The 12306-nt window shown below is 71.3% G+C and carries 12 protein-coding genes; 7 read left to right on the forward strand and 5 right to left on the reverse strand.

All coding sequences use genetic code 11. From position 1 onward, the window contains the following. Positions 1-77: 77 nt before the first annotated feature. Positions 78-971, reverse strand: coding sequence for a DUF2785 domain-containing protein (locus VFQ84_RS00205; RefSeq protein WP_325127970.1), 894 nt, complete (start codon positions 969-971; stop codon positions 78-80). A 97-nt stretch (positions 972-1068) separates the two neighbouring features. On the opposite strand from VFQ84_RS00205, the gene VFQ84_RS00210 reads away from it, so the two are divergent. The 3 genes from VFQ84_RS00210 to VFQ84_RS00220 are packed head-to-tail and all read left to right on the forward strand — an operon-like array spanning position 1069 to position 2538. After that, positions 1069-1362, forward strand: a complete 294-nt coding sequence (locus tag VFQ84_RS00210) for a YkgJ family cysteine cluster protein (RefSeq protein WP_325127972.1) — start codon at positions 1069-1071, stop codon at positions 1360-1362. 1 nt (position 1363) lies between these two features. After that, the gene (locus tag VFQ84_RS00215; RefSeq protein WP_325127973.1) at positions 1364-1615 is read left to right on the forward strand and encodes a GIY-YIG nuclease family protein; all 252 of its coding nucleotides are present in this window, start codon (positions 1364-1366) and stop codon (positions 1613-1615) included. Further along, positions 1612-2538 carry a DMT family transporter gene (locus VFQ84_RS00220; RefSeq protein WP_325127975.1) on the forward strand — a complete coding sequence of 309 codons (927 nt, stop codon included), beginning with the start codon at positions 1612-1614 and terminating at the stop codon, positions 2536-2538. The genes VFQ84_RS00215 and VFQ84_RS00220 overlap by 4 nt, the downstream gene beginning before the upstream one ends. A gap of 13 nt (positions 2539-2551) precedes the next feature. Here VFQ84_RS00220 and VFQ84_RS00225 read toward each other — a convergent pair whose 3' ends face one another. Then, entirely contained in the window at positions 2552-3097 is a 546-nt protein-coding gene (locus VFQ84_RS00225; RefSeq protein WP_325127977.1) for a YaeQ family protein, read from the reverse strand. A 136-nt stretch (positions 3098-3233) separates the two neighbouring features. On the opposite strand from VFQ84_RS00225, the gene VFQ84_RS00230 reads away from it, so the two are divergent. Then, on the forward strand, positions 3234-3857 hold the full coding sequence (locus VFQ84_RS00230; protein WP_325127980.1) for a response regulator: 624 nt from the start codon (positions 3234-3236) through the stop codon (positions 3855-3857). A 7-nt stretch (positions 3858-3864) separates the two neighbouring features. On the opposite strand, the gene VFQ84_RS00235 is transcribed toward VFQ84_RS00230, so the two are convergent. Together VFQ84_RS00235 and VFQ84_RS00240 are read right to left on the reverse strand one after the other, a co-directional pair. After that, positions 3865-5121 carry a GGDEF domain-containing phosphodiesterase gene (locus VFQ84_RS00235; protein WP_325127982.1) on the reverse strand — a complete coding sequence of 419 codons (1257 nt, stop codon included), beginning with the start codon at positions 5119-5121 and terminating at the stop codon, positions 3865-3867. Further along, positions 5118-6335 carry an HD-GYP domain-containing protein gene (locus VFQ84_RS00240; RefSeq protein ID WP_325127984.1) on the reverse strand — a complete coding sequence of 406 codons (1218 nt, stop codon included), beginning with the start codon at positions 6333-6335 and terminating at the stop codon, positions 5118-5120. Before VFQ84_RS00240 ends, VFQ84_RS00235 begins: the two co-directional genes overlap by 4 nt. Positions 6336-6405: 70 nt before the next feature. Here VFQ84_RS00240 and VFQ84_RS00245 point away from each other — a divergent pair, with 70 nt between their 5' ends. The 3 genes from VFQ84_RS00245 (at position 6406) to VFQ84_RS00255 (ending at position 10226) form a co-directional block, all read left to right on the forward strand. Further along, positions 6406-7917, forward strand: coding sequence for a phospholipase (locus VFQ84_RS00245; RefSeq protein ID WP_325127986.1), 1512 nt, complete (start codon positions 6406-6408; stop codon positions 7915-7917). Between the two features lie 96 nt (positions 7918-8013). Further along, positions 8014-8931: an aldo/keto reductase gene (locus VFQ84_RS00250; protein WP_325127989.1), complete on the forward strand. Its 918-nt coding sequence runs from the start codon at positions 8014-8016 to the stop codon at positions 8929-8931. Continuing rightward, a complete protein-coding gene (locus tag VFQ84_RS00255; RefSeq protein ID WP_325127991.1) occupies positions 8931-10226 on the forward strand; it encodes an NTP/NDP exchange transporter in 1296 nt (431 codons plus the stop codon). Before VFQ84_RS00250 ends, VFQ84_RS00255 begins: the two co-directional genes overlap by 1 nt. Before the next feature lie 83 nt (positions 10227-10309). Here VFQ84_RS00255 and VFQ84_RS00260 read toward each other — a convergent pair whose 3' ends face one another. Then, entirely contained in the window at positions 10310-11335 is a 1026-nt protein-coding gene (locus VFQ84_RS00260; RefSeq protein ID WP_325127993.1) for a fatty acid desaturase, read from the reverse strand. Positions 11336-12306 lie beyond the last annotated feature (971 nt).

Genomic DNA, 12306 nt, shown 5'->3' on the forward strand with positions numbered 1-12306 from the left:
GGCCGGCCACATCGACCTGTGCAACGTGCCGGTGCCGGTGCGCGCGACGCCGGCGCCTTGACCGCCGCGGCCTGCGGCTAGGGCAGCGCCCGCAGGCCGTCCAGCACCGCCGGCACCCGCGCCTGCAGCGCTTCGCTGCCGCTGGCGTCCAGCGCCACGTAAAGGGCCAGCAGGAAGCCGCGCTGGTTGTGGCGGCGGGCCAGCGCCGCCTCGGAGCCGTAGGGCCCGGCCGCGTCCGCGGCCGGCGCCACGAGACCCGAAATCCAGGCGCGCCACTCGCCGTCGTCGTGCAAACCCCGCTGCAGCACGAACAACACCGGCCGCACCAGGCGCTCGGATTCGCCGTGCACGTACGGAGGGGCCGCGACCGGCGCGACCTGGGCCGAAACCGCCTGCAGCAGCCGCGACAGCTGCGGCTTGTCCAGCGCCGGGTTCATGGCCAGCTGCATCAGCAGGTCGGCGCCGTGGGCGACGCCGTGGCGCCAGCCCTCGCCATCGGTGAACCCGCGGTAGTCCCGGACGCCTTCGACATAGGCCGCCGCGGCCTCCACCAGTCCGGCGCGCCGCGCCGGCGCCAGCCAGGGCGCGATGCGGTCGGTCCGCGCCACTTCGGACAGCACCAGGGCGGCGAACGGCGCCTCGAAGCCGGCATCGTCGCGCACCGACAGGCGCGGCAGCAGCGCGTCGAGCAGGGCCTCGCGGGTGGCGTGCGAAAGCGGCGGGTCGGCGCGCAGCCAGGACGCCATCGCCTCGTAGGCGATGCCGTCGCGCAGGGTCGGGTCGGGGTCGCCCAGGCAGGCCAGCAGGTCGATCGCCAGCGCGTCGCGCCGCGCCGGCGCGAGCCCGGCGAAGCCCTCGGCCTTGAGCGCCGCGAGGGCATCGCGGTCCCAGCCACCCGGCGGACAGTCCGCGGCGGCGGCCAGTGGGGCCATCAGGAGCAGCATCGTCAGCAAGCGCGGCATCGGTCGCATGGGCGGTCCTCGGCGGGATGCCCGGATGCTACGCCCGCGCCGGCGCCGGGACAGTGCCGATGGTCCTCCGGCCGCGCCGGCGTGGGACAATGCCGCGGTGGATACCGACCCCGCCATCACCTGCAGCGACTGCCAGGCCTGCTGCTGCCAGCTGCCCGTACGCGTGCTGCCCGGCGACACGCCGCCCGAGCATTTCCTGGACGAGGACGAGGACGGCTACCTGATCATGGCCAAGGCCGACGACGGCTGGTGCGTCGCGCTGGACCGCGAACGGATGTGCTGCGGCATCTACGCCCGGCGTCCCTTCGTCTGCCGCGAGTTCGCGATGGGCGGCGGCGACTGCGCCGAAGTCCGCGACGACTGGCGCCGCATCGCCCTGAGCCTGCGCTGACGTGGCCTGGTTCGTGTACCTGGTCGAATGCCAGGACGGCAGCATCTACACCGGCATCGCCGTGGACGTGGACAAGCGCTATGCCGAACACGCCGCCGGCAAGGGCGCGCGCTACACCCGCGCGCACCCGCCGCGCCGGCTGCTGGCCCGTTTCGCGCATGCCGACCGCTCCAGCGCGCTCAAGGCCGAGTACGCCATCAAGCAGCTGTCCGCCGAGGCCAAGCGCGCCCTGGCCGCCGGGGCCGAGGCATGACGCCCGTTGCGAAGGCGCAGTGGCAGATGCACGCCTGCGTGCTGCTGTGGGGCTTCACCGCGATCCTGGGCAAGGCGATCACGCTCGACGCGATGGCGCTGGTGGTCTGGCGCATGGGCCTGGTGACGGCGGCGCTGCTGCTGGTGCCGCGGGTTTGGCGCGGGCTGCGGGCAATGCCGGCGCGGCAGCTGGCCATCTACGCCGGCATCGGCTTCCTGGTCGCCCTGCACTGGCTCACCTTCTACGGCGCGATCAAGCTGGCCAACGCCTCGGTGGCGGTGACCTGCATCGCGCTGGCGACGGTGTTCGTGCCCCTGGTCGAACCCTGGATCACCGGGCAGCGTTTCCAGCCGCGTGAACTGCTGCTGGGCGTAGCCGTGGTGCCCGGCGTGGCGATGGTGGTCGGCGGCGTGCCGGCGGACATGTACCTGGGCATCGTGGTGGGCACGCTCTCGGCGCTGCTGGTGGCCTTCTTCGGCGCGCTGAACAAGCGCCACGTCGAGCGCGGCGACCCGCTCACGGTGACCTTCGTCGAACTGGGCGCCGGCGGGCTGTGCCTGGCGCTGGCGACGCCGCTACTGCCCTGGTTCGGCTCGCCGCTGGTGCTGCCCGGGCTGCAGGACGGCGTGCTGCTGCTGGTGCTGGCGATGGCCTGCACCCTGCTGCCCTTCGCGCTGTCGCTGGTGGCGCTGCGGCACCTGAGCGCGTTCGCGGCGCAGCTGGCGGTGAACCTGGAGCCGGTGTACGCGATCGTGCTGGCGATCGTGCTGCTGGGCGAGCAGCGCGAGCTGGGCGGGCTGTTCTACGCCGGCGTGGCGGTGATCCTGGCCGGCGTGTTCGCGCACCCGCTGCTGGTGCGCCGGCCGCCGCACCGCGCCGACCCGATGCCGCTGGGCACGGCGGAATCGAAGACCATCGACTAGCGCGCGCGGCCGGCTAGCCCGGGCCACGCCGCAGGCGCGGCGAGATCTCGAGCGTCACATCGCCGTCGACCAGCTGCAGCACGCCGTCCTGCACCATCGCCTGCAGGTCCATGCCGCGCCTGAGCCGGCCGGCAAGGGCCTTGGCGTCCTCGGGCGACACGTCGAGCACGGTGAGGTTGCGGCAGCGGGCCAGCGCCGCTTCGTTCTTCTCCCACCACAGGTCGGCGCCGCGGCCGCCGTAGGTGAGCACCACCACCTCGCCGGCGCGGCCGCAGGCCTTGCGCACGCGCGATTCGTCCGGCTGGCCCAGCTCGATCCACTGCTCGACCTGGCCGGTGAGGTCCTTGCGCCACAGATCGGGCTCGTCCTCGGTGCTCAGGCCGCGGCCGAACTCGAGACGCTCGTCGGCGAACAGGGCGAAGGCGAGCAGGCGCAGCATCAGCCGCTCGTCGGTTTCGGACGGGTGCTGGGCCAGGACCAGGTCGTGGCTGGCGTAGTAGTGCCGGTCCATGTCGCTGACCTGCAGCTGGGCCTTGTAGACGGTCGACTTCGGGGCCACGGGGCGTTCCTGGGGGCAGCGTCGGGGCCGGCAGGGTGCGCGCTGCGCCGGCCGATGTCCAGTCCGCCCGGGCCGCGATTGCCAGCGGCGCGCGGCGAGGGGACACTAGCGCCTGTTCGGCGTGGGGGAGCGCACGGTGTCCATTTACGAAAAGATCAAGCTGATGTTCGGATGGGATTCGCGGCCGGTGAGCCCGAAGGCCTCCAGCGAGCCCCTGATTGCCGACGACACCCCGCTCGCCCCGGCGGCGCCGGCCGCGCCCGCCGAGACCGGCCCCAAGGGCGCCGAGCGCCGCGGCAAGCCGCGCATGAATGCCCGCGCCGGGACCCGCATGCTGGTGGTCGACGACTCCGCGACCATCGTCGCCCTGCTGGGCCGGATGCTGCGCCAGAACGACTACACCGTGCTCGAGGCCAGCGACGCCGAGACCGGCCTCGAGATCGCGCGCACCCAGGCGCCCGAGCTGGTCTTCCTGGACATCGTGCTGCCCGGCATGGACGGCTTTGCCGCCCTGCGCCAACTGCGCCGGGACCCGACCACGCGCGACATCCCGGTCATCATGATCAGCGGCAACGAGCAGGCGACCGAGCAGTTCTACGTGCACCGGATCGGCGCCGACGACTTCATGAAGAAGCCGTTCGCGCGGGCCGAGGTGTTCGCGCGCATCGAGCGCCTGCTCGACGCCCAGGGCGTGCCGCGGCGGCTGCCGGCGCCCGCGCCGTCGGCGCCGGAGCCCGAAGGCGAGGCCTCCGGCGCCTGACCCGCGCTCAGCGGGTGGCGATCATCATCGCGACGAACTGGGCGGCCGGCTTGGCGTGGCCCAGCACGTAGCCCTGGGCGTAGTCGCAGTCCAGCTCGGCCAGCTTGCCCAGCGTGGCCTTGTCCTCAACGCCCTCGGCGACGACCTGCATGCCCAGGTGGTGGGCGAAGTCGATCATGGCCTTGGCCAGCTGCTCGGAACGCTTGTTCTGGATCATGCCGGTGACGAACGAGCGGTCGATCTTGAGCTCGGTGGCCGGGAATTCCCGCAGGTAGGCGAAGGACGAGTTGCCAACGCCGAAGTCGTCGATCGACACCCGCACGCCCTCCGCCGAGAGCCGGTCGAGGATGTGCGCGCCCTTGTCGAGGTCGGCGATGATGGCCGTCTCGGTGACTTCGATCACCAGGTCGCGCGGCGGCACGCCCCACAGCTTCAGCGCGTCGAGCAAGTGCTCGACCAGGCCGCGTTCGGCGAACGCGACCGCCGACAGGTTGATCGACACCGGCAGCCGCAGCCCGGCCTTGCGCGCCTCCACCGCGTGCTGGAGGCTGGCGTTGACGCTCCAGCGGGTGAGCTCGGCGATCATGCCGCTGGTTTCGGCCATGGCCACGAACTGCGCCGGGCTGATCGGGCCCAGCCGCGGATGGGTCCAGCGCGCCAGCGCCTCGGCGCCGGTGATGCGCGCCGCGCGCAGGTCCCAGATCGGCTGGAAGTGCACCTCCAGCTGGCCGCCCTGCAGCGCCTCGCGCAGGTCGGCGGGCGAAATCAGCGGGGTGGCGTCGCGCGGCGGGGCCAGGGCCATGTGGTCGGCCGAGGATTCGGCCAGGGCCAGTGCGGCCTCGGCGCTGCGGCAAAGGGATTCGGCGTCGTCGCCGTGGTCGGGCGTCACCGCCACGCCGACGGCGATCGGCGTCACCACCGGCCGGCCGTCGAGCTCCAGGGCTTCCTCGAACTGGCGCAGCAGCCGGGCCGCCGCCAGCAGGGCGTGGTTGCCGTCGTTGACGGTGGGCAGGAACACGGCGAAGTCGCTGGCACCCAGCGCGATCACCTCGTCGCCCGGCCGCAGTGCCGCCTGCGCCTGGGCCTGCATGCGGCCGGCCAGTTCCTCGGCGATCGCCGGGCCGTGCTGGATGTTGAAGGCGCGCGAGCCGAGCAGGCTCATGCGCAGCAGGGCCATCGGCTCGCCCTTGCGCAGGCTGCCGCGCACGTGCGGCTGCAGGTGGGCCAGCAGCGCCGCGCCGCGGAGGGACAGGGGCGCGTTCATGCCAGGAACAGGGCCGCCGGATCGAGGCCGTAGGCGCCGGGCTCGAGCGAGGTGGTGATGCGCACCGCGGTGCGGCCGCCGGCGTCGCGCTCGACCGCCATCAGGTCGATGTCGCGGAAGGGTTTGTAGGCGCGCTTGTCGGCGTCGAGCAGCAGCATCACCCGCGGCCGCAGCCGGCGCGCCTGGTTCTGCGCCATGACGATGCCGACCTCGCCCGAACTGAGCTCGACCAGCGAGCCCGTGGGATACACGCACAGGCACTGCAGGAACTGTTCGACCACCTCGCCCTGGTAGAGCTTGTCGCTGGCGCGGTACACCGCCTGCAGGGCCACGTGCCGGGAAGCCCCCTTGGCGTGCGGCCGGTCGCTGCAGATGGCGTCGTAGGTGTCGATGATGCCGCCCATGCGCGCCGCCAGCGGGATCTGGTCGCCCTTGAGGCCGTTCGGGTAGCCGCTGCCGTCGTGGCGTTCGTGGTGCCCGGCGAGGATCTCGCGCGCCCAGGCGCCCTGCAGCCCGGAGTCGTCGAAGACCCGCAGCCCTTCGGCGACGTGGCTGCGCATGGCCACGACCGCCTCGGGCGACAGCGGCCCCGGGTGCTTGAACAGTTCCTCGGGCAAGGCTGCCTTGCCGATGTCGAGCAGCATGCCGCCCGTGGCCAGGTCCACCAGCACGTCGCGCGGCAGCGCCAGGTGCCGGCCGAACGCCGCCGCCAGCGCACTGCAGTGGACGGCGTGGCTGTAGGCGTAATCGTCGCGGCGCAGCAGCGCCATCAGCCAGAAGAAGGCGTCGACGTTGCGGATCAGGCTTTCCACCATCGGCACGACGGCGTCATGGATGTCGCTGGCGACCAGCCGGCGGCTGCTGCGCACGTCGGCCTCGAGCCGCTCCGCCAGCTTGCGCGCGCTGGCATGCGCCTCGCGCGCGCGCGGCACCTCGTCCTGCAGCTCGACGGTGTTGCGGTATTCGGTAGTGCGCGGCGGGAACACCGAGCGGTTGAACGGCAGCACGTTCAGCCGGTCGGCCGGCACGCTGCTCTTGACCACGTCGATGAAGACGCTGGTGCAGTAATGCCCCAGCAGCTCGATCTCCTTGTCGGACGCGATGTAGAAGCCCTGGAATGGAAAGGGCGTACCGACCCAGTCGCGATCCAGGCGACTGACGAACATCCCCTTCTCCAGCAGACCCACCAGCATCCGCCGCTCTTCCAGCACCATGGGTACGACCCCTGTCACGTGTGTTGCCCGGCTAAGCTAGCATGTCGCCAGCCCCCCGCCACCCCCCACCATGGCCAAGCCCCTGCTCGTCTTCGTCCACGGCTGGAGCGTCACCCGCACGGCCACCTACGGCGGCCTGCCGGCCCGGCTCAAGGCCGAGGCCGCGCGTGAAGGCGGCCCGGGCATCGACGTCGCCCACGTCCACCTGGGCCAGTACGTCAGCTTCCGTAACGAGGTGAGGATCGACGACGTCGCGCGCGCCTTCGAAGCCGCGCTGGCGCCGGTGCTGGCCGAGGCCGGCCGGGGCCGCCGATTCGCCTGCATCACCCACAGCACCGGCGGGCCCGTGGTGCGCGAATGGCTGGACCGCCACTACGTCCGCACCGGGCGCCTGGACGACTGCCCGATGAGCCACCTGGTGATGCTGGCGCCGGCCAACTTCGGTTCGGCGCTGGCCCAGCTCGGCAAGAGCCGGCTGGGTGCGATGAAGGCCTGGTTCGGCGGCGTCGAGCCCGGCCAGGGCGTGCTGGACTGGCTGGAGCTGGCCAGCCCGGAGTCGGTGGCGCTCAACCTGCGCTGGATCAACGACTATCCCGCGCTGGACCTGCCGGCGCGGGCGCGGCCGGTGTTCCCGTTCGTGCTCAGCGGCGACGCCATCGACCGCAAGCTCTACGACCACGTCAATGCCTACACCGGCGAAACCGGCAGCGACGGCGTGGTGCGGCTGGCGGCGGCCAACCTCAACGCCAGCCACCTGGTGCTGGCGCAGCCGGCGCTGGTCCCGGGGGAATCGCTGCCGGCGGCGCGCAAGCGACTGCGCACCCTGGCCAGGGTGTCGATGCAGCGCGCGCCGCGCACGGCCTTCAAGATCGTGCCCGGCGTGTCGCACAGCGGCGAGCGCATGGGGATCATGGCCAGCGTCGGCGCCGACGCCCGGCCACACCCGACGGTGGATGCGATCCTGCGCTGCCTGGGCGTGCGCGACGCACGCGGCTACGGCGCGCTGTGCGACGCCTTCGAACAGGAGAACGCCCGCCACCAGGCCATCGACCGCCGCATCGAAGTGGAAAAGGTGCCGGTGCTGCCCGACCGTCGCTACGTGCACGACCCGCACGCGATGGTGCTGTTCCGGCTGCTCGATGACAGCGGCGCGCGCGTCCCCGAAATGAACCTGCTGCTCACCGCCGGTCCGTCGGCGGATCCGAACCAACTGCCCGAGGGCTTCCTGACCGACCGCCAGGGCAACCGGCGCGCGCCCGGCAACCTGTGCTTCTACCTCAACCACGCGGCCCTGGCCGGCTGTCCCGAGGTGCGCGAAGGCGACCGCCTGGTGCGCGCCGAGCGCGTGCCGCGCCCGCCCTACGGCCTGCGCCTGCTGCCGCGCCAGGACGAACAGTGGGTCGAACACTGGCTGGCCGAGCTGGGCGCCGACACCGCCAGCCTGCTCGACCTGGTGCGACCGAACGAGACCACCGTGATCGATCTCCGGCTGACGCGGGTGGTGCGCGAAGGCGTGTTCCGTTTCACCCGCCAGCTCGCGCCGCGCAGCTTCCGCGACGACCCGCCGGGCGGTCCGGCCTGAGCCACCGCCCCCCTGACGCTCGGCAGGGGCGCTGAACGGAAAGTTCACGCAGGCTGGAGCACCCTCGCGCCACCACCCGCCACCCGAAGGCCCGCCATGACCAGCCGCCGCTCCTTCCTGGCCGCCGCCGCGGTCGCCGCCACCGCCGCCGCCCTGCCGACCCTGCCCGCCTGGGCTCAGTCGCCGCCGGCGCCGCGGACCCTGCGGCGACGCGCGATCCCGTCCACCGGGGAAGCCCTGCCGGTGATCGGCATGGGCACCTCGGGCAGCTTCGAAGTGGACCCCGCCGGCCGCGAGCCGCTCAAGGAAGTCCTGCGGCGCTTCGTCGCCGGCGGCGCCTCGGTGATCGACACCTCGCCGAACTATTCCAACGCCGAGGACGTGCTGGGCGACCTGATGGCCGAGCTCGGCCTGCGCGACCGGATCTGGCTGGCCACCAAGCTGGCGGCCGACGACCGCGCCGCCGGCGAGGCCCAGTTCGCCGACTCGCTGCGCCGGCTGCGCACCGACCGCTTCGAGCTGCTGGCCGTGCACAACCTACGCGACTGGAAGACCCAGCTGGCGCTGGCGCGCGAGCTCAAGGCCCAGGGCAAGGTGAAATACGTCGGCCTCACCCACTTCCGCGACGAGCAGCACGATGCACTCGCCGACATCGTCGCCGCCGAGAAGCCCGACTTCGTCCAGATCAACTACTCCGTCAGCGCCCCCAACGCCGCCCGGCGCGTGCTGCCGGTGGCGCGCGACAGCGGCACCGCGGTGATGGTCAACCGCGCCTTCGACGACGGCCGCCTGTTCGCGCGGGTCGCCGGCCAGGCGCTGCCGGGCTGGGCCGCCGAGGCCGGCGTCACCTCGTGGGCGCAGATGTTCCTGAAGTTCGCGATCAGCCACGAGGCGGTCACCGTGGTGATCCCGGCCACCGGCAAGCCGCACCGCCAGGACGACAACCTGCTGGGCGGCGTCGGACCGCTGCTGGATGCGGCGCAACAGGCCGAACTCGTGGCGATGTTCGCCTGATGGCCGCCGGGTCGCTGGCGCGCCGGCTGGCCCGGCTGTTCAAGCTCGAGCCGGGCGAGGCGCCGGCGGTGTTCGCCGGCATCGCGATGTTCTTCCTGCTCTTCACCGGCTACGCCCTGTTGCGGCCGGTGCGCGAAACGATGGGCATCGCCGGCGGTGTCGACAACCTGCAGTGGCTGTTCACGGGCACCTTCGTGGCGATGCTGCTGGCGATCCCGCTGTTTGGCTGGGTCGCGGCGCGGGCGGCGCGACGGCGCATCCAGCTGTGGACCTACGGCTTCTTCGCGCTGAACCTGGTCGCGTTCGCGGCGGTGTTCATGGTCGACCCCGCGAACCCCTGGGCCGGCCGCACGTTCTACATCTGGCTGTCGGTGTTCAACCTGATCTCGATCTCGGTGGCCTGGAGCGTGCTGGCCGACCTGTTCTCGATGGCGCAGGCCAAGCGCGTGTTCGCGCTGATGGCGGCGGGCATGAGCGCCGGCGGCCTGGCCGGGCCGGTGCTGAGCGTGGCGCTGGTCGGACCGCTGGGCTTCGCCGGCCTGATGCTGGTCTCGGCCGCCTTCCTGATGGCGTCGGCGGCCTGCGCCTTCGGCCTGCAGCGCTGGCGCGACCGGCAGCCGCTGCGCGCCGGCGAAGCGCCGACGCGGCACTCCCCGCTTGGCGGCAACCCGTTCGCGGGCATCGGCACGCTGCTGCGCTCGCCCTTCCTGCTGGGCATCGCCACCTTCGTGGTGCTGCTGGCCAGCGTCACCACCTTCCTCTATTTCGAGCAGGCACGGCTGGTCGAACTCAACTTCCCCGACGCCAAGGACCAGACCCGCGTCTTCAGCATCCTCGACATCACGGTGCAGTCGCTGACCATCCTGGCCCAGCTCTTCTTCACCGCGCGCATCGCGCAGCGGCTGGGGGTGGTGGTGCTGCTGGCCGCGGTGCCGGTGGTGATGGCGCTGGGCTTCGTTTGGCTGGCGCTGGCGCCGACCTTCGCGGTGTTCGCCGCGGTGATGGTGTTCCGGCGGGCCGGCGGCTATGCGCTGGCGCGCCCGGGCCGCGAGATGCTGTTCACCGTGGTCGCGCCGGAGGCCAAGTACAAGGCCAAGAACGTCATCGACACCGCGGTCTACCGCGGCGCCGATGCGTTGAGCGGCTGGGTGAAGACGGGCATCGATGCCCTGGCGGGCAATCCGGCCACGGTTTACGTGGTCGGCGCCCTGCTGGCCCTGGCCTGGGCCTGGACGGGCCTCTCGCTGGGCCGGGCCCAGCAGCGCATCAGCGCCGAAGCCGGCCGCGCCGACTGACGTATCCCGGCGGCGTCACCACCGCGGAAGCGAGGGGCCTCGGTGTGCGCCCGAGGCCGGGCTTGCGGCCCGGCCTTGTTCGGTCAGGCGCTGGCGCGCCGGCGCTTGGGGAAGCCGACCATCCGGTTCAGCTCCTCGTCCCAGAGCTTGAGCTTGGCCGACTTGAAGCTGCTCCAGAGCGTGACCCGCGGGCCGGCCTGCAGCAGCGGATGCGACAGGAAGGCTTCGCGCAGGCGGTAGTTCGGGATGCGGCTGGCCAGGTGGTGGATGTGGTGGTAGCCGATGTTGCCGGTGAACCAGTGCAGCACCCGCGGCAGGTCGAAGTAGGAGCTGCCGTTGATGGCGGCCTCGTTCGAGTCCCACTCGTGGCCGCGCTTCCAGTAGGCCTTCTCGAAGGTGTGCTGGACGTAGAACAGCCACACGCCGAGGGCGCCCGCGATCAGCACGATCGGCAGGTGCACCATCAGCACGGTCTTCCAGCCGATCGCCCAGCCCATCAGGCCGCCGACCAGCAGCAGCATCAGGTTGTTGACGAGCACGCTGGCCCATTCCTTCTTCCAGGTGAACGGCAGGTCGAAGGGGAAGCGATGCTTGATGACGAACTGGTAGGCCGGGCCGATGCCCAGCAGCACCGGCGTGCTGCGGTAGAAGCGGTAGCAGAAGCGCTTGAACGCGGGCAGCGCCTGGTACTCGGCGACGGTGAGCGTGTCGATGTCGCCCATCTCGCGGCGGTCGAGGTTGCCCGAGGTGCCGTGGTGCACCGCGTGGGTCTTCTTCCAGTAACCGTAGGGGAACAGCGTGATAAGCCCCAGCACGCCGCCGACGATGTTGTTGGCGCGTGCGCTGGCGAAGAAGCTGCCGTGGCCGCAGTCGTGCTGGATGATGAAGGTGCGCACGTACAGGCCGGCCGCGGGCAGGGCCAGCAGCAGGGTGAACGCGTAATGCCACTGGGCGTGGATGCTCCAGGCCATCAGGGCCCAGATCGCGGCGAACAGCGGCAGGGTGTTGATCAGTTGCCAGACCGCCTTGCCCAATTGGGGCTTGGCGAACTGGGCACAGAGTTGGCGGAGGTTGACGGTCGGGGGTGAGGCTTCGCTGGGAATGCTCATCGGGGCTCCTGAGGACAACTGTATTGTGTGGGCGCCCGAGCCAATGGGCAACTTCAAGCGCTTGATTGCGCCGCGCACCCGACCCTCCGATGTCAGTGAAAACGACCCAAGTAAGCCCCGCTTGCCAAATGTTGTCCTGAATCGCTGCTAACCCGAACCGTTTTCCAATGGAATCAGCCACCCGCTCCGGACCTGTTAGTGCGAATGAGCAGGTCAAGCACGCCAACACCGGGGGTCCGGACCCCCTCCCCTTGCCGGCGACCCCGGGTCGGTGGTCCAGTGCCTTCCACGCGGCCGGCACGACCTCACCTCGTCGATGGCGTGCCGGTGGATTTACGTTCAACAGCCCCCTGGCGTTGACGACCTTGGGCAGGGCGATCGACTGTTTTCGGGACAGGCGGCCCTGCCATTTTTTTGCCCGCCCCCCCCGCGTGCGCCGGGCGCACGAACGGCCTTACGCCGTGGCTTCACGGCAGCGCCGCCGCCCACACAGAGGGTTCTTTGGCCCGACTAGGAAGCGTCGTCCTGACCACCTATGTCGGCCGTTCCGGCCTCCTGCCTCCACTGCCAAAGAACCCTCTGTGCGTGCGACGTCGCCTCGGAGCTCCGTCGCACACCGCCACGCGAGCAAGAGCAAAGGCAAGAGCAAAGGCAACAGCAAGGGCAAGAGCAAGGGCAGAAGCGATTGCATCAGGCGCACTTACCGAACGCGCGACTTGATGATTCATCGACTTCCAGGGAACAAAATTACGCATCGGCTGAGCGCAGGGACATGGCCCGGACCATCGCGGTCACGCGTGCTCTCGCTCTTGATCTCGATCCGGTGTGCAACGGACCTCCGGGGCGACGTCGCACGCTGCACTAGTCCTTCTGAAGTGAAGGGCAGGAAGCCCGTAACGGCCGACGTTTGCTGCCAGGGATGGCGCTAGCAAGACGGCGGGCAGAAGGACTAGTGCAGCGGGCGGCGGCGC

Origin of the sequence: Arenimonas sp., assembly GCF_035721105.1 — a bacterium.
Lineage (GTDB): Bacteria > Pseudomonadota > Gammaproteobacteria > Xanthomonadales > Xanthomonadaceae > Arenimonas.

Bases quoted from the DNA above. Each gene is read 5' to 3' on its own strand.
- VFQ84_RS00205 (WP_325127970.1), bottom strand. From the start codon at position 971: ATGCGACCGATGCCGCGCTTGCTGACGATGCTGCTCCTGATGGCCCCA.
- VFQ84_RS00220 (WP_325127975.1), top strand. From the start codon at position 1,612: ATGACGCCCGTTGCGAAGGCGCAGTGGCAGATGCACGCCTGCGTGCTG.
- VFQ84_RS00235 (WP_325127982.1), bottom strand. From the start codon at position 5,121: ATGAACGCGCCCCTGTCCCTCCGCGGCGCGGCGCTGCTGGCCCACCTG.
- VFQ84_RS00240 (WP_325127984.1), bottom strand. From the start codon at position 6,335: ATGGTGCTGGAAGAGCGGCGGATGCTGGTGGGTCTGCTGGAGAAGGGG.
- VFQ84_RS00245 (WP_325127986.1), top strand. From the start codon at position 6,406: ATGGCCAAGCCCCTGCTCGTCTTCGTCCACGGCTGGAGCGTCACCCGC.
- VFQ84_RS00250 (WP_325127989.1), top strand. From the start codon at position 8,014: ATGACCAGCCGCCGCTCCTTCCTGGCCGCCGCCGCGGTCGCCGCCACC.
- VFQ84_RS00255 (WP_325127991.1), top strand. From the start codon at position 8,931: ATGGCCGCCGGGTCGCTGGCGCGCCGGCTGGCCCGGCTGTTCAAGCTC.
- VFQ84_RS00260 (WP_325127993.1), bottom strand. From the start codon at position 11,335: ATGAGCATTCCCAGCGAAGCCTCACCCCCGACCGTCAACCTCCGCCAA.